Annotated in this window: 12 protein-coding genes and 1 other RNA gene; 5 read left to right on the forward strand and 8 right to left on the reverse strand. The window is 33.3% G+C overall.

Features of this window, described 5'->3' with window-relative positions; genetic code table 11:
- Positions 1-127: 127 nt before the first annotated feature.
- The 7 genes from KQS_RS05450 to dnaX all read right to left on the reverse strand — a co-directional run bounded on the left by KQS_RS05450 (position 128) and on the right by dnaX (position 10360).
- Complete coding sequence (locus tag KQS_RS05450) at positions 128-550, reverse strand: DoxX family protein (RefSeq protein ID WP_014388196.1); 423 nt, start codon at positions 548-550, stop codon at positions 128-130.
- Between the two features lie 67 nt (positions 551-617).
- Complete coding sequence (locus tag KQS_RS05455) at positions 618-2237, reverse strand: M1 family metallopeptidase (RefSeq protein WP_014388197.1); 1620 nt, start codon at positions 2235-2237, stop codon at positions 618-620.
- Positions 2238-2347: 110 nt separating this feature from the next.
- Positions 2348-6103, reverse strand: a complete 3756-nt coding sequence (locus KQS_RS13965) for a T9SS type A sorting domain-containing protein (RefSeq protein ID WP_014388198.1) — start codon at positions 6101-6103, stop codon at positions 2348-2350.
- 71 nt (positions 6104-6174) lie between these two features.
- Positions 6175-6825 (reverse strand): phage tail protein, encoded by a 651-nt coding sequence (locus KQS_RS05470; RefSeq protein ID WP_014388199.1) that lies wholly within the window; start codon positions 6823-6825, stop codon positions 6175-6177.
- Between the two features lie 184 nt (positions 6826-7009).
- Positions 7010-8638 carry an acyl-CoA carboxylase subunit beta gene (locus KQS_RS05475; RefSeq protein ID WP_014388200.1) on the reverse strand — a complete coding sequence of 543 codons (1629 nt, stop codon included), beginning with the start codon at positions 8636-8638 and terminating at the stop codon, positions 7010-7012.
- A gap of 19 nt (positions 8639-8657) precedes the next feature.
- A complete protein-coding gene (locus KQS_RS14170; RefSeq protein ID WP_157868394.1) occupies positions 8658-8936 on the reverse strand; it encodes a hypothetical protein in 279 nt (92 codons plus the stop codon).
- A gap of 338 nt (positions 8937-9274) precedes the next feature.
- Complete coding sequence (gene dnaX / locus KQS_RS05485) at positions 9275-10360, reverse strand: DNA polymerase III subunit gamma/tau (protein WP_014388201.1); 1086 nt, start codon at positions 10358-10360, stop codon at positions 9275-9277.
- Positions 10361-10454: 94 nt separating this feature from the next.
- Here dnaX and rnpB point away from each other — a divergent pair.
- The 4 genes from rnpB to KQS_RS05505 all read left to right on the forward strand — a co-directional run bounded on the left by rnpB (position 10455) and on the right by KQS_RS05505 (position 14563).
- Positions 10455-10772, forward strand: an RNA gene (rnpB, locus tag KQS_RS14130) — RNase P RNA component class A.
- 111 nt (positions 10773-10883) lie between these two features.
- Entirely contained in the window at positions 10884-11528 is a 645-nt protein-coding gene (locus tag KQS_RS05495) for a DUF47 domain-containing protein (RefSeq protein ID WP_014388202.1), read from the forward strand.
- Between the two features lie 18 nt (positions 11529-11546).
- Positions 11547-13172: an inorganic phosphate transporter gene (locus tag KQS_RS05500; protein WP_014388203.1), complete on the forward strand. Its 1626-nt coding sequence runs from the start codon at positions 11547-11549 to the stop codon at positions 13170-13172.
- Between the two features lie 194 nt (positions 13173-13366).
- Positions 13367-14563 carry a porin gene (locus KQS_RS05505; protein WP_014388204.1) on the forward strand — a complete coding sequence of 399 codons (1197 nt, stop codon included), beginning with the start codon at positions 13367-13369 and terminating at the stop codon, positions 14561-14563.
- 31 nt (positions 14564-14594) lie between these two features.
- Here the strand turns inward: KQS_RS05505 and prfB are convergent.
- A protein-coding gene (gene prfB, locus KQS_RS05510; protein WP_157868395.1) for a peptide chain release factor 2 occupies positions 14595-15693 on the reverse strand; the annotation gives its coding sequence in 2 pieces (ribosomal slippage) (positions 14595-15629 and positions 15631-15693; 1098 coding nt in all).
- Between the two features lie 46 nt (positions 15694-15739).
- Here prfB and KQS_RS05515 point away from each other — a divergent pair.
- Positions 15740-16765: a threonine aldolase family protein gene (locus KQS_RS05515; RefSeq protein ID WP_014388206.1), complete on the forward strand. Its 1026-nt coding sequence runs from the start codon at positions 15740-15742 to the stop codon at positions 16763-16765.
- The last annotated feature ends 12 nt before the right edge of the window (positions 16766-16777 follow it).

The following is a 16777-nucleotide window of genomic DNA, read 5'->3' on the forward strand; positions in this document are numbered from 1 at the left end:
AATGACTTCAAATTAATTCCTTTATAAAAGGAGACTTATTATAAGTTGTTGTCGAAAAGAGTTATAAATTTATATAAAATTATTTAATAAGCAAAATTAAATATAAAAAATTAACATTTTATTTAAGTTATTGTTCCATTTTAAAGTTGTAATCTGCTGAATGTTTACCTCCGCCAAAATAGACAAAGAATAAGCAAAGTAATAAACAAATTCCACTTTGTAGGGTGTTTGACCAATTGAATGTTTCGATAAAGTTAAGTAGAAAAGCATAGCCTAGTATAGGTATTTGAATGAGTACAGATCTTCTCGTAAAAAGTCCAAAAACAATTAGAATACCACCAACCATGTGTGCAAAAGCGACAATGTGTATAATTAACATTTCAGAACCAAAGTTCTTAAAATGACTAAAGATTTCGTGTAAATAATTTTTTTGTGTTACAAATTGGTAACCTTTAAAAATTAAAAATGCGCCTAACGCTATTCTTACAATATCTGTAAAAATAGTCGTGTGCGCATTTGCCCATTTGTTTAATTCCCTAACTGTAGCCATAGTAATAAAGATTTAAATTTATCTAAATTACTAAAAATAAATGAGTTATGGTTAAAAATTAACGTTTCTATTTTTCAACTTTAATAAAAAACTGTTTTGTTGCTACTTCAATTTCTTCAATTTTTATTTTTTTATCAACTTTTAGTTCTTGTAAAGTAGTTGTAGGATAGATTCTGGTTTCTGTACCTTTGATAAAAATATCTACTGGCATATTAAAATTATTTACACAATTTATCCATTGATAAGAAAGTTTTTTACCTTCTTTACTTAATTTTAATTTTGGAATTTGAGTTGTAGTTAAATATTGTTCAAATACTTTTGATAAATCTAATCCTGTTTCTTTATTGAAATAATCTAAAACTGTTTTGGTGTCAATAATTTGTTTTTTAAAAGTTTCAGAGTAAGAATATAAAAGTTTCCACCATTTTGAATCATCATTAATTATATGTCTGATAGTATTTAGCATTAATGCGCCTTTATAATACATATCGCCACTGCCTTCTCTATTTACTCCAAATTGTCCAATAATGGGTTTGTCGTTGCTTACACTTTTAGACTGTCCATTTATATATTTTTGTGCTTCTTCATACCCTTTAATGCACTCTATAAAAACGGTTTCTGTATACGTAGTAAAACCTTCATGAATCCACATATCAGCAATGTCTTTGCTTGTAATGCTATTTCCAAACCATTCATGACCCGTTTCATGTATGGTAATGTAATCAAAAAATAGTCCGGCTCCTGTACCTGAAATATCATAACCCATATAGCCTTTTTTATATTTATTTCCATAGGCTACGGCACTTTGATGTTCCATTCCTAAATATGGAGTTTCTACTAATTTGTAACCATCCTCCCAAAATGGATATTTTCCAAATTTAGATTGAAAACAGTCCATCATAGGTTTTACATCATTATCAAAATGTTTTTTGGCTTTTTCTTCATTTTCGCGCAATACATAGTAATCCAAATCCAATCCTTGATGATGGTCGTGTATATGAACATAATCGGCTACATTCACTGTGATGTCATAATTGTTAATTGGGTTTTTAACTTCCCAATCCCAACGTGTATACCCATCTTTTAAATCTGTAGACCCCATAAATCGTCCGTTAGAAACATTCATTAAACCGTTCGGAACCGCTACTTTTATACTTGCTCCATTGTCAGGTTCATCGGTTTGTGAATCTTTGCAAGGATACCATAAGCTCGCTCCAGTGCCTTGAACAGCTACTCCAATCCATGGATTCCCTTTTGTATCTTTTTTAAAAACAAATCCTCCATCCCAAGGGGCATTTTTTGCAATTTTAGGCTTACCACTGTAATTAAACTGAATTGATTGTATTGTTCCTTTTTTTAATTCTTCAGGAAATTCTATGAATACTGCATCAAATTCTCTTTTATAGTTTAATTTTTTTGTGTTCCATACTATTGATTCAATTTGCATGTTTTCAAATAAATCCACTTGAATCTTAGAAGTTGCATCATCAATTTTAAATACAATTTCATTAAAACCTTTAATACTTTTCTCTGAAGGATTGATCGTTAGGTCTAAATTATATCTAAGTACATCATAACAAGTTCTTTCCTCTCGTAATCCACCTTGTAAAGTGTCTTTTCTTGTTGTTTGAGCTTCAATTTGTTGAAAACCTACTACAAGTAATGTAGTTAAAAGTATTTTTTTCATATTTTCAAATATCTAATATCTTAAGAATTAGTAGACTTTTTCAGATTTTTGTTACTAATGTCCAAAAAAAAACGAGGAAATTTATCCTCGTTTTTTAGTTATTTACTTTTTTATTTTTTAATTATTTTAATCAACTTTGATAATCCACCTGTTTTTATTTTTATAAAATAGGTTGCACTTGGAAGTGAAGTTACATCAAGTTGTAGTTCATTTGTTGTGTTTTTCAATTGAATTACTTGTTGACCAATCATGTTAATAACTTCAATATCTTCAATCACTTGATTATTTTTTAAATATAAAATATCAGATGTTGGATTTGGATAAAAACTTAAATTAGAATTTACAAAATTATCAATACTTAAACTTGTAACTGTTACACAAGTTGAAAAAGTTGAACATCCACCCAATGTTATTTCTACTTTATAGTCTCCAACAACAGTTGGTGTGAATGTTTGATTCGTTTCTCCAGTTAAAATAGTATTTGGACATTGATACCATTGATAACTCGCACCAGATAAATTGGCTTGTAAAACTCCTGAATTTAATGTTACTGAATTATCAAGAGGAGCTGGTTCTGTGATTGTAAAGTTTACTGAAGTTGTACAGCCATTGGCATCAGTAATAGTACATGTCCAAGTTCCAGCAGTTAAGCCCGTAACAGAAGTTGTTCCGTCTCCTGTTGGATTACCTGGTGTCCAATTGTAAGTATAACCACCTGCACCTCCAGTTGGAATATTGATTGAAGCCGCACCGTTGCTACCACCATTACAAGAAACATTGGTTTGTGACAGAGCCGTTGCAATTAACGCAGTGGGTTGTGTAATGGTAAAGTTCACTGAAGTTGTACAAGAATTAGCATCAGTAATAGTACATGTCCAAGTTCCAGCAGTTAAGCCTGTAACAGAAGTTGTTCCGTCTCCTGTTGGATTACCTGGTGTCCAATCGTAAGTATAACCACCCGCACCTCCAGTTGGAATATTGATTGAAGCCGCACCGTTGCTACCACCATTACAAGAAATATTGGTTTGTGACAGAGCCGTTGCAATTAACGCAGTGGGTTGTGTAATGGTAAAGTTCACAGAAGTTGTACAAGAATTAGCATCAGTAATAGTACATGTCCAAGTTCCAGCAGTTAAGCCCGTAACAGAAGTTGTTCCGTCTCCTGTTGGATTACCTGGTGTCCAATCGTAAGTATAACCACCGGCACCTCCAGTTGGAATATTGATTGAAGCCGCACCGTTGCTACCACCATTACAAGAAATATTGGTTTGCGACTGAGCCGATGCAATTAACGCAGTGGGTTGTGTAATGGTAAAGTTCACAGAAGTTGTACAGCCATTGGCATCAGTAACGGTACACGTCCAAGTTCCAGCAGTTAAGCCTGTAACAGAAGTTGTTCCGTCTCCTGTTGGATTACCAGGAGTCCAATTGTAAGTATAACCACCTGCACCTCCAGTTGGAATATTGATTGAAGCCGCACCGTTGCTACCACCATTACAAGAAATATTGGTTTGTGACAGAGCCGTTGCGTTTAACGCAGTGGGTTGTGTAATGGTAAAGTTCACAGAAGTTGTACAAGAATTAGCATCAGTAATAGTACATGTCCAAGTTCCAGCAGTTAAGCCCGTAACAGAAGTTGTTCCGTCTCCTGTTGGATTACCTGGTGTCCAGTTATAGGTATAACCACCGGCACCTCCAGTTGGAATATTGATTGAAGCCGCACCGTTGCTACCTCCATTACAAGAAACATTGGTTTGTGACAGAGCCGTTGCAATTAACGCAGTGGGTTGTGTAATTGTAAAGTTCACTGAAGTTGTACAAGAATTAGCATCAGTAATAGTACATGTCCAAGTTCCAGCAGTTAAGCCTGTAACAGAAGTTGTTCCGTCTCCCGTAGGGTTACCTGGCGTCCAATCATAAGTATAACCACCAGCACCTCCAGTTGGAGTATTAATTGAAGCAGCACCATTCGAACCTCCATTACAAGAAACATTATTTTGAAATAGAGCAGTTACACTTAATGCAGGTGGTTGCGTAATAGTGAAATTTGTTGATTTTGTACAACCATTGGCATCAGTAACGGTACACGTCCAGGTACCTGCAGTTAAACCGGTAACAGTAGTTGTTCCGTCTCCTGAAGGATTACCTGGAGTCCAATTGTAAGTATAACCTCCGGTACCACCAGTAGGAGTATTTATTGAAGCCGCACCATTGCTACCACCATTACAAGAAACATTGGTTTGAGAAGCTGGGTTTACATTAATTGTTGATGGTTGAGTAATCGTAAAGTTTCTTGTCGTCGTACATCCATTGGCATCTGTAACGGTACATGTCCAGAGACCTGCAGTTAAACCGGTAACAGAAGTTGTTCCGTCACCTGTAGGGTTGCCCGGAGTCCAGTTATACGTATAACCACCCGCACCTCCAGTTGGAGTATTAATTGAAGCAGCACCATTCGCACCTCCATTACAAGAAACATTGGTTTGCGACTGAGCCGTTGCATTTAATACTGTTGGTTGTGTTATTGTAAAATTATATGATGCAGTACATCCACTTGAGTCGGTAACGGTACATGTCCAAGTTCCAGCAGTTAAGCCTGTAACAGATGTTGTTCCGTCTCCTGATGGATTGCCAGGAGTCCAATTATAGGTATACCCTCCTGAACCACCTGTGGCATTATTTACCATTGCTGCACCTGAAGCACCTCCATTACATGCGACATTAGTTTGCGATAAAGGATTTAATACAATATCACATAGATTTATAATTGTAATTGTAAATTGTTTTTCAAAAAATAATCCGCCTTGATCCGTTGTTCTAACTCTAATTGAATAACTGTTTTGCAATTCAAAATCTGGACTTAGATTAATTCGCAATGCATTACTTGAAATATTAAATGCTGCATTATCAGTACTTCCAGTTCCAGATACTAAAGAATAGGTAAAAGTATTTCCTGCATCGGGATCGGTAGAACTAAAGTTTCCAATTGTAGTATTAGCAGGAACATTTTCATTTGTTGAACTTGAACTTAATGTAATATCAGTTGGTGAATTATTAGGAGTTGATATAGTGAAAACTGGATTTGAACCTGGGAAATTTGAACCGCCTGGATTTAAATCATAGGTTGTTGTTTCATTTCTATTCCAATTTGATATAGTTGATATTGCAGAAATTAAACTACTTTTTGTTCCTGTTTTTGGACCTATATAAACATTATTGTCTCCATGATAACCACTTAAACTAGGATCGTAACTAAGTGAGATAGCATTTGTACCTAAGGTTAAAGAGGGTGGAAGGTATGAATTTCCATTGTTATTAACTCCTGAGCCAGAAACTAAAAATTGTCCTGCAATCTGAGGTACACCGTTGTGTGTTGTTGCAAATGGATTACACCAAGCAAAAACATAAGTTGTGACGTTTGTTGGACTTGAGCCTTGGAAAATAAACCAATTGTCTCCTCCGGCAGGTGAAGGGCAAGCAGTTGTTAATGTATTTGTCCAACCTGTAACAGATACAGTACCTGGAAGGCCAGTAATTACAGGTGTTCCAGAAGCTGCATTAATTGTAAATTTGGTAACAGTACCAGCAGCCATTGCTGATGTTAATGTCCATTGAATTGATCCTTCCGAAGTATTTGCAGTTGAAACAGTACTAAAAGTTCCAGTTGCTTCATCAAATGCATAATCAGTTATACGAACAACAGTTCCTGCACTTAATGGAACTAAATTTACAATGGCCATCTCATAGGGAACGGCGTCATAATTTATTCCAACTATGGCCATGTCACCAGCAGTTAAAGTTGTTTGAGCTTTTATTGTGGTAAGATAGCTCATTAAAAATCCAAAGAAAAGTAATTTTTTAAACATAGTTACTATTTTTAATTAGTATAAATTTATAAAAAAATTCGGATTATTTTTTAAAATAATCCGAATTTAGTTTAAGGTCTTGTAGGATAAACACCTTGCCAACATATTATATATTGCATTGCAACAAAATTGGGAACCGTAGGAATAGGAACTGGACCTGAACCCCAAGGAGATAATGTTAATCCTGTTGGATCAAAATTTAAATTACTATTTACTGTTGAACTAATACCATTTAGGTTTTGACTAGGAGCACTATTAGTATATAATTTAGGTGCTTCACCACCATTTGCATCTACTGTTGTTCCTAATGCATTATTGGTATTAGACGGGGTAGCATTTTGACCATTTCCTGTACTCGCTTGTAAAACGGTATTTACTGATATACTTCCAGAAATATTTGATCCACTACCTTTAATAATGCTATGCGTATGCGGTGGCATATTAGCAGCAGTAATTGTTGTAGATTGATTTCCACCAACTTGGCCTAATGAATAGGTACCACCTGGATGCGCACCTGAAATATTTGTACATTGAGTAGGAAACGCACCTCTTAAATCAGGAAGCTTAAATGTGGTAATACCATCGCCTCCATAAGTTGTTCCTAGAATAGAAAATAATGCAGTATACTGACTAATTGGAAGAGTTTGTCCCTCACATGTAAAGTAACCTTGAGGTGCAAAATTTCCTGCAAATAATTTAATTGTTCCTAATAATTCTTCCATAATTTATACATTTAATTTGGTTAATAACTTTAGGTTAAAATTAAATTTTATTGTAAGTTAATTTTTTTTAATATCCATTAAGAAGTTAATTTTAGGTATGAAACATATTTTTCTTTGGATTAAAATAAAAAAACCATTACAGGTATAGTAATGGTTAAATTAAAATTTTATTATTAACGAATAATTATACTTGAATTACCCCTAAATTAAACTTTTTCTCAATAGGTGCATGGTTCGCTGCTTCAATACCCATTGAAATCCAAGTTCTTGTTTCAAGTGGATCAATTATTGCATCAGTCCATAAGCGAGAAGCAGCATAATAAGGAGAAACTTGAGCGTCGTATTTTGCCTTTATTTTATCAAATAATTCCTTTTCTTTTACTTCATCAACAATTTCACCTTTTGCTTTTAATGAAGCCGCCTCAATTTGCATTAATACTTTTGCTGCTTGCGCTCCACCCATAACGGCTAATTCGGCACTTGGCCATGCAAAAATTAATCTAGGATCATAAGCTTTTCCACACATAGCATAATTTCCAGCGCCATAAGAATTACCAATAACAACGGTGAATTTAGGAACAACAGAATTAGAAACAGCATTTACCATTTTTGCGCCATCTTTGATAATTCCTCCGTGTTCCGATTTACTTCCTACCATAAATCCGGTAACATCTTGTAAAAATACTAATGGTATTTTCTTTTGATTACAATTCGCTATAAAACGTGTAGCTTTATCTGCCGAATCGGAATAAATAACCCCGCCAAATTGAATTTCTCCTTTTTTTGTTTTAGAAACTAATCGTTGATTAGCCACTATCCCAACAGCCCAACCATCTATTCTTGCATAACCCGTAATGATAGATTGACCATAACCTGCTTTGTATTCATCAAATTCAGAATTATCAACTAATCGTTTGATGATTTCCATCATATCATATTGTTCCGCTCTTGATTTTGGTAAAATTCCGTAAATGTCTTTTTGTTCTAAAGCTGGTTTTACAGGTTTTTCACGATTGAAGCCTGCCTTATCAAAATCGCCCATTTTGCTCACGATATTTTTAATTCTATCTAAAGCGTCTTTATCATTTTTAGCTTTAAAATCAGTTACGCCCGAAATTTCGCAATGAGTAGTTGCACCACCTAACGTTTCATTGTCAATGTTTTCTCCAATAGCAGCTTTTACTAAATAACTTCCTGCTAAAAAAATACTTCCTGTTTTGTCGACAATTAAGGCTTCATCGCTCATAATTGGTAAGTAAGCACCACCCGCCACACAACTTCCCATAACAGCAGCAATTTGGGTAATTCCCATACTACTCATGATGGCATTGTTTCTAAAAATACGTCCAAAATGTTCTTTGTCAGGGAAAATTTCGTCTTGCAATGGTAAATAAACTCCAGCAGAATCAACCAAATATATGATAGGTAATCTGTTTTCAATTGCAATTTCTTGAGCTCTTAAGTTCTTTTTACCTGTAATAGGAAACCAAGCTCCAGCTTTAACAGTTGCATCGTTTGCAACAACGATACACTGTTTACCTTTAATGTATCCAATTTTAACTACTACACCACCTGAAGGACAACCCCCATGTTCTTCATACATTCCGTCTCCAACAAAACCACCAATTTCAATGCTTTTTGCTTTTTCGTCTAACAAATAGTCAATTCGTTCACGAGCAGTCATTTTTCCTTCTGCATGTAATTTATCAATACGTTTTTGTCCGCCTCCTAATTTTACTTTAGCAAATTTTTGAAGCATCTCTGAAACCAATAGTTTGTTGTGGTCTTCGTTTTTGTTAAAATTAATATCCATAGTTGTTTGTTAGTTTGTTTTATATATCTAATTCAAATAGATTCCTAAATTGTTCAATTGTAGGATTTAATTCTTTAAAATGATTGAATTTATCTTCGTTAGTGTAATGTACTTTAGGTTTAAAAGTTTCGATTACGGTGATTTTTATTTTTATATCAAAATTTTTTAATTTGGTTTTTAAATAAGAAATCACTTCGGCATATTTGCTTTCAAAATCTTCCTTGGAACCTTGATTAGGGAATTCTAATAGAATATTGTGTCCCATTTTAATGGGTTTACTTAAGGTCATGTAAGACATTAGTATCTTTTTACCTTTTTGGTCTAGAAGGTTAACATAATCATTCCAATGTTGTTCTAAATCTTCTTGAGAAAACTCTTCTACAGGATGTTCTCCAATTTCCTCTTCATTCGCTTTTTGTTGTAATTCTATTTCTTTTATAGATTTTAAACCTGAAATAGAGAGGGGAGAAATTCTTTTTTTATCAGAAGGAATGGTTGATTTTTGAACGATTTGTTCTACCTTCTCTTCAATTTTTTGAATTGGCTGTATGGTTTCAGTCTTTTCATTTTGTGGGGCTGAAGATGTAACTTTTACAGGAATTTCAACTCTATTTCCATTTACAATGGAAGATGGAATTATATAGAATTTAGCTTTTTTTTTTCGGCATCATGTGTTAATGAAGCCAGTTGCATTAAAGTTAATTCAACAAATAATCGTTGGTTTTGACTCACTTTAAATTTCAAATCACATTCATTGGCAATTTCTATTCCTTGCAATAAAAATTCTTGACTTGCTTTTTGAGCCTGATTTTTGAATAAATCTTGTACTTGTTCGCTAACTTCCAAAAGGGATAGCGTTGCAGGATTTTTACACACTAATAAATCTCTGAAGTGTGAAGCCAATCCCGCTATAAAATGATGTCCATCAAAACCTTTAGCTAAAATGTCGTTATACGTTAGAAGTAATTCCGGAATTTTGTTTTCCAAAATTAAATCAGTCACTTTAATATAATAATCGTAATCAAGTACATTTAAGTTTTCAGCTACTGCTTGACGTGTTAAATTGTTGCCACAAAAAGAAACCACACGATCAAAAATAGATAAGGCATCACGCATGGCACCATCAGCTTTTTGAGCGATGATACGCAAGGCCTCTTCTTCATATTGTACATTTTGATTTTGCGCAATATCCATTAAATATTCTTTGGTGTCATTAACAGTGATTCTTTTAAAATCGAAAATTTGACATCGAGAAAGAATAGTGGGTAATATTTTGTGTTTTTCAGTAGTAGCTAATATAAAAATAGCATGTCGAGGCGGTTCTTCTAATGTCTTTAAGAAAGCATTAAAAGCGGCTTGAGAAAGCATGTGTACCTCGTCAATAATATATACTTTATAATTTCCAGTTTGTGGAGGTATTCTAACTTGATCAATAATACTACGAATATCATCCACTCCATTATTAGAAGCAGCATCTAATTCGAATACATTGAAGGAGAAATCTTCATTTGGATTATCGTATCCTACCTGATTAATTTTTCGAGCTAAAATACGCGCACAAGTGGTTTTACCAACGCCTCTAGGGCCAGTGAAAAGTAATGCTTGTGCTAAGTGGTTGTTTTCTATGGCGTTCAATAAAGTATTTGTAATAGCTTGTTGCCCAATAACATCCTTGAATGTTTGGGGTCTGTATTTACGGGCTGATACAATAAATTGTTCCATAGTATATTCTCGATAGCAAATATAGATTTAAAAAAGTTAAAAGTCAAAAGTTTTAAAAAGTAAATTTATATTCATTTGAATTGTCTATTTTTGCAGTGCAGACCGCCTTATCGTCCCGCCTTGGCGGGGAGGAAAGTCCGGACACCACAGAGTAGCATAGCGGGTAACGCCCGTCATCTCGTTTTTCGGGACGAGAGAGGACAAGTGCAACAGAAAGTATGTACAGGTAATGCTGTAGTGAAACCAGGTAAACTCTATGCGGTGAAATGCCATGTATATCAGCAGTTAAGGGCTACTCGTTCGTTGCTGAGGGGTAGGCAGATAGAGCTAATTGGTAACAATTAGTCCAGATAAATGATAAGGATTCCATCTTATTGGAATACAGAATCCGGCTTACAGGTCTGCATTTTTTATTTACTTTTTGTTAATAATTCTTTAACAATTAATTTTCTTTTGTTGTTTGCTTAACATTAACTTAACATTAACAAACTAATTTTGCCTCGAAATTTTAATAACTAAGAAAATGGCTTTAAAAAACATTTTAAATTTTTTCTCTCCTAAGGACAAAACTTTCTTTCCTTTATTTGAACAAGCAACAAATAAATTAACAAAACTTTCGGAATCATTACATGATGCATTAAATGCACCAAAAGATGAAAGAGAATCGTATTATAAAAAAGTGGATGAGTTAGCAGAAGCTATTGAAAATATTTCACATAAAATGAATATTGAATTGAGTAAAAACTTTATTACTCCATTAGATAGAGAAGATATTCATGCTTTAATGACTACTATTGAAGATGTATCGGGTAATTTACAAGAAGCTTCTAATAGAATTAGAATGTATCAAGTTGAAAAAATTACTAAATCGATTAGAAAATTAACAGAAATAAATTTAGAAGCTTGTCATCATATTTCAAGATCGGTAAAAGAATTGAAAGAGATGAAAAATTTTAAAGGTATTTTTGATTCAGTTAAAAAAATCAACAAATTGGATAGAAAATCTGATTCAGTTTTTGAAAAAGCAGTAACTGATATTTTTGAAAATGAAACAGATGCAAAAAATATTATTAGATATAAAGATGTTTTGGCTTCTTTAGATAAAGTTTCTGATAAATGTAAATCTGTTGCTAGAGTATTAGAAGCAGTAGCAGTAAAACATTCTTAATCGATTTAATAAGATATTATGTTTACATTATTAATAGTAATTATAGTAATTGCTTTGTTATTTGATTTGGTAAATGGTTTTCACGATGCTGCCAATTCAATTGCAACCGTAGTTTCTACTAAAGTTTTATCTCCAACCCAAGCGGTTATTTGGGCTGCATTTTTCAATTTTGTTGCCTATTGGGTTTTCGACATGAGTGTTGGGAATACTGTAGCGAAAACAGTTGACAGCTCAGTAATTAATCTTTGGGTTATTTTGGCTGGTTTGTTAGCGGCTACAGCTTGGAATTTATTAACATGGTGGTTAGGGATTCCGTCTTCTTCTTCACATACATTAATTGGTGGATTTGGAGGTGCAGCAGTTGCGCATGCAGGATTTGGAGTTTTAAATTCAGAAGAAATTTTAAAGACAGTAATGTTTATTTTCTTAGCTCCTGTAATTGGTGGTATTATATCTTTCTTTATTGCAATGGTTACCATACAAAGAAGTTTTATTAAGAAAATAACCATTTCAATTTTAGCTTCTATTGCTACAGTTTACACAACGTACAGATTGAAAGATTCTTTAGATATTAAACCAATCATGATTTGGATTATTGGAGTTCTTTTAGCATTATTTATTTTGGTTTATATTATTTATCAAATTATAAATGGGAAAAGACCTTCGCATACTAAAGAAGGTAATATGTACAAAAAGTTACAATTATTATCTTCTGCTGCTTTTTCATTAGGGCATGGTGGGGCTGATTCGCAGAAAGTAATGGGTATTATTTGTGCAGCTTGTATTGTATATGCAAATACACATAGAAGTGGAAATGATTCAGAAACACCGGTAGTAATTAAAGATTACCTAAAAGTAACTGAAATACTTCAAATTAAATATACGAATCAAGAAGGTAAAGTTAAGAAGTTTAAACCGGCTGTTGGTCATTTCGCTAATGATACCGTTTATTTAGATGGCAAAAACATTGTTGATGTAACATCAGGAGCAAAAATATTTGATGATGAAAAATTAAATGCTTCAATTGCAAAGACAAATCCTTTTATTCAACACTTAGCAAAAGAAGGAGTTGATATTAATGATTTTGATAAAGTTTCAAAAGAGTTAACTACACTGGAAGTTTATTCAGATAAAAAAATGGTTAAAGATGTGGTTACTAACGAAGTGATTTTTAATGATAAAGCTATAAATCCGAAATATAGATATTCTAAAATATTCAAAAAATATTTAGATGAAAAAGGAGATTTATTGAAAAAACATAAAATTGAAACAAAAGTAACGCATAACACGATGCCAACTTGGATTGCCTTTGGATGTTATTTAATGATTGGTTTAGGAACATTAATGGGAGGTTGGAAAATTGTAAAAACAATGGGTTCTAAAATTACAAAGGTAACCCCATTAGAAGGTGTTTGTTCAGAAACGGCAGGTGCGTTAACTTTATTTACAGTTTCTCAAATGGGTGTACCTGTTTCTACAACACATACAATAACAGGTTCAATCATTGGTGTAGGTGCTACTAAAAGATTAAGTGCAGTAAGATGGGGAGTAACCATAAACTTGCTTTGGGCTTGGATTTTAACAATCCCAGTTTCAGCTGTAATAGCATCTCTATTCTATTATATATTTAAATTGTTTATTTAATCAGAATAAACCAGTATAAAATCCCGACTTAAGTCGGGATTTTTTTATGTTATAATGTTAAGAAATAGTTAATAGAATTTTAAAAGCATAAAGATTACTTAATACAAAATGTTGTTTTCTTGATTTTGTTAACATTAATTTTGCGCTAACTAAATAATAACACAACTCAAACTTAACAAACACAACGCAACAAAATGAAAAAAATTATTTACCTTAATTTATTTGTTTTTTTTACAATCTTTTCGGTTTTTGGGCAAGACAATGCAACAAAACAGATTTTACCTTATTTTACTTTTAAAAAAGGTCTTGGTTTAACTGCTCCAGATAGTTTATATCAAGTTAATATTAGATTCAGAATGCAATCAAGAATGACTGGATTTAAAAATGAAGATGAAAATTTTGCCTATGATGGGCAAATTAGACGTTTACGTTTACGATTTGATGGTTTTTTATTGAATCCTAAATTTTTATATGGTATTCAACTTTCTTTTGCCCCTGGTGATGTTGGGGAAACTAAAGTGGGTGAGAATCTAAATGTTATTAGAGATGCCTTCGTTGCTTATAAACCAACTAAATCGTTAAGTTTTATTTTTGGTCAAACTAAATTACCAGGAAATAGACAACGTGTGAATTCTTCTGGAGCACTTCAGTTAACAGATCGAACAATTAACAATGCTCGTTTTACCATTGATAGAGATTTTGGTTTTCAAGTTCATTATATTAAAGATCGAAAAGAAAAATTTAGTTATTCACTGAAAGGAGCATTTTCAGGTGGAGAAGGAAGAAATAGTACGCAAAAAGCAGACGATGGGGTTTCATTAACTGGTAAACTAGAACTATTTCCACTTGGGGTTTTTGAAAAAGACGGTACTTATTTTGAAGGAGATATTGTAAGAGAGAAAAAGCCAAAATTAATGTTGTCGGGTGCTTTTAATCAAAATAACCATGCCCGTAGAACGAACGGACAATTAGGCGATTTTTTGTTTGAAAAAAGAACAATGAAATCGGTATTGTTAGATGCGATGTTTAAATATAATGGTTGGGCAGCAATGTCTAGTTATATGAGTAGAACAGCTAATGATCCTATTACATATAGTACAGATGGTACGAAATCAAATTATGTGTTTACTGGAAGTGGTTTCGATTATCAATTGAGTTATATGACTAAATCAAAATATGAGTTTATTGGAAGATTTTCAACTCAAAAAGCCCATAGAGATATTGAACAATTGACTCCTAATACTAAAGAATATTCTTTAGGTTTAACAAAATACATTTGGGATCATAATGTTAAATTACAGACCGAATTTAATTATGATACTTTGAACTTCTATAATGGGGATACAAAAGGTAATTGGTATATACGCTTTCAAATAGAAGTTGGAATTTAATATACAAAAAGGCACCATTTGGTGCCTTTTTTTATTCTTCTTCGCGTTGTCCCATCATCATTAGATACGCTTTTAGAAAACCATCTATTTCCCCATTAAGAACTCCATCTGTATCGGTCGATTCATAACTGGTACGTACATCTTTAATTAATTTGTAAGGATGTAAGACATAGTTTCTAATTTGTGATCCCCACTCAATTTTCATTTTATTGGCTTCAATATCAGCACGCATTTCCATTTTCTTCTTTAATTCAATTTCATATAATTGCGAACGTAACATTTGCATGGCTCTTTCACGGTTGTCGTGTTGTGAACGTGTTTCAGAACATTGAATTTGAATACCTGTTGGTTTGTGAAATAACTGAACCTTAGTTTCTACTTTATTTACATTTTGCCCACCGGCACCACTAGAACGGGCTGTAGTGATTTCAATGTCAGATGGATTAATCTCAATTTCAATGGTATCGTCTACCAATGGATAGACATAGACAGAAACAAAAGATGTATGACGTTTTGCATTACTGTCAAACGGTGAAATTCGAACCAATCGATGTACCCCATTTTCTCCTTTTAAGTAACCAAATGCAAAATCGCCTTCAATTTCTAAAGTTACGGTTTTAACACCAGCGACATCTCCTTCTTGAAAGTTCAATTCTTTTACTTTATATCCTTGTTTTTCGGCCCACATTAAATACATACGCATTAACATACTTGCCCAATCACAACTCTCAGTACCACCAGCACCAGCTGTAATTTGAAGTACAGCACTTAGATTATCACCTTCTTCTGAAAGCATGTTTCTAAATTCAATATCTTCAATATGAGAAATAGTTGAATCGTAAATAGCATCAACTTCCTCTTCAGTGGTTTCTCCTTCCTTGAAAAATTCAAAAGTTAATTGTAATTCTTCCGCTAAATCAACGCACTTATTGTAATCGTCAACCCATTTTTTCTTCGAGCGAAGATTTTTTACCACAATTTCAGCCTGCTTTGGATTATTCCAAAAGTCTGGTGCAAAGGTTTTTTCCTCTTCGTTAGTAATCTCAATTAGTTTGGCATCAACGTCAAAGATACCTCCTTAACGCAACCAGGCGATCATTAATGACCTTAATTTGTTCAATATTTACCATTTTTTCTTAATTTTACACCCACAAAAGTACTCTATTCATTCGATTTATGGAAATTAATTTATTTAGTGATACCGTAACTAAGCCAACAGCAGAAATGTTGCAACATATGTTTCATGCAAAAGTTGGTGATGATGTGTTTAAACAAGATCCTAGTGTTAATGAATTAGAGGAAACGTTGGCCGATTTATTTGGAAAAGAGGCCGCTTTGTTTTTTCCATCAGGAACTATGGCCAATCAAGTGGCTATTAAATTAAATACCCAACCTGGTGATGAAGTAATTTGTGATAAATGGTCGCATATTTATTTATACGAAGGAGGAGGCGCTGCGGTTAATAGTGGGGTGTCTTTTGCTTTATTAGATGGAAATAGAGGAATGATAACTGCTGAACAAGTGGAGGCAGCTGTGAATGATCCAGAAAATATTCATTTAGCCAAATCGTCTTTGGTGTCTATTGAAAATACAACAAATAAAGGTGGTGGTGCTTGTTATGATTACGATGAGTTAGTAAAAATTAAAGCCGTGTGCCAAAAACATAAATTGCGTTATCATTTAGATGGTGCTCGTTTATGGAATGCCTTAGTAGCTAAAAAGCAACATCCAAAAATTTATGGTGACTTGTTTGATACAATATCCGTTTGTTTGTCCAAAGGATTAGGTGCACCGGTAGGTAGTGTTTTAATTGGTTCAAAAGAAGATATTAAACGCGCACTTCGTATTCGAAAAATATTTGGTGGTGGAATGCGTCAGTCGGGTTACTTGGCGGCTGCGGGTATGTATGCCTTACAAAATAATATTTCAAGATTAGAAGAAGATCATAAAAAAGCGAAAGAAATTGCACAAGTTCTTATGACTAAATCTTGGGTTAATAAAGTAGAATTCGTAGAAACGAATATTGTGATTTTTACAGTACGAGAACCTTTTACAACGTCTCAGGTCATGAATAAATTAAAAGAAAAAAATATTTATATCAGTGATATGGGGCAAGGGAAACTTCGATTTGTAACGCATTTAGATTACAAACAAGTGATGCACGATTATGTATTAGAAGTAATTCAGAAAATTGAATTGTAAATCACAGGTTCT

This window comes from Flavobacterium indicum GPTSA100-9 = DSM 17447, from assembly GCF_000455605.1.
Lineage (GTDB): Bacteria > Bacteroidota > Bacteroidia > Flavobacteriales > Flavobacteriaceae > Flavobacterium > Flavobacterium indicum.

Excerpts from the sequence above, each read along its gene's own strand:
- KQS_RS05450 (WP_014388196.1), bottom strand. The coding sequence starts at position 550 with ATGGCTACAGTTAGGGAATTAAACAAATGGGCAAATGCGCACACGACT.
- KQS_RS05455 (WP_014388197.1), bottom strand. The coding sequence starts at position 2,237 with ATGAAAAAAATACTTTTAACTACATTACTTGTAGTAGGTTTTCAACAA.
- KQS_RS13965 (WP_014388198.1), bottom strand. The coding sequence starts at position 6,103 with ATGTTTAAAAAATTACTTTTCTTTGGATTTTTAATGAGCTATCTTACC.
- KQS_RS05470 (WP_014388199.1), bottom strand. The coding sequence starts at position 6,825 with ATGGAAGAATTATTAGGAACAATTAAATTATTTGCAGGAAATTTTGCA.
- KQS_RS05475 (WP_014388200.1), bottom strand. The coding sequence starts at position 8,638 with ATGGATATTAATTTTAACAAAAACGAAGACCACAACAAACTATTGGTT.
- KQS_RS14170 (WP_157868394.1), bottom strand. The coding sequence starts at position 8,936 with ATGTCTTACATGACCTTAAGTAAACCCATTAAAATGGGACACAATATT.
- dnaX (WP_014388201.1), bottom strand. The coding sequence starts at position 10,360 with ATGGAACAATTTATTGTATCAGCCCGTAAATACAGACCCCAAACATTC.
- KQS_RS05495 (WP_014388202.1), top strand. The coding sequence starts at position 10,884 with ATGGCTTTAAAAAACATTTTAAATTTTTTCTCTCCTAAGGACAAAACT.
- KQS_RS05500 (WP_014388203.1), top strand. The coding sequence starts at position 11,547 with ATGTTTACATTATTAATAGTAATTATAGTAATTGCTTTGTTATTTGAT.
- KQS_RS05505 (WP_014388204.1), top strand. The coding sequence starts at position 13,367 with ATGAAAAAAATTATTTACCTTAATTTATTTGTTTTTTTTACAATCTTT.
- KQS_RS05515 (WP_014388206.1), top strand. The coding sequence starts at position 15,740 with ATGGAAATTAATTTATTTAGTGATACCGTAACTAAGCCAACAGCAGAA.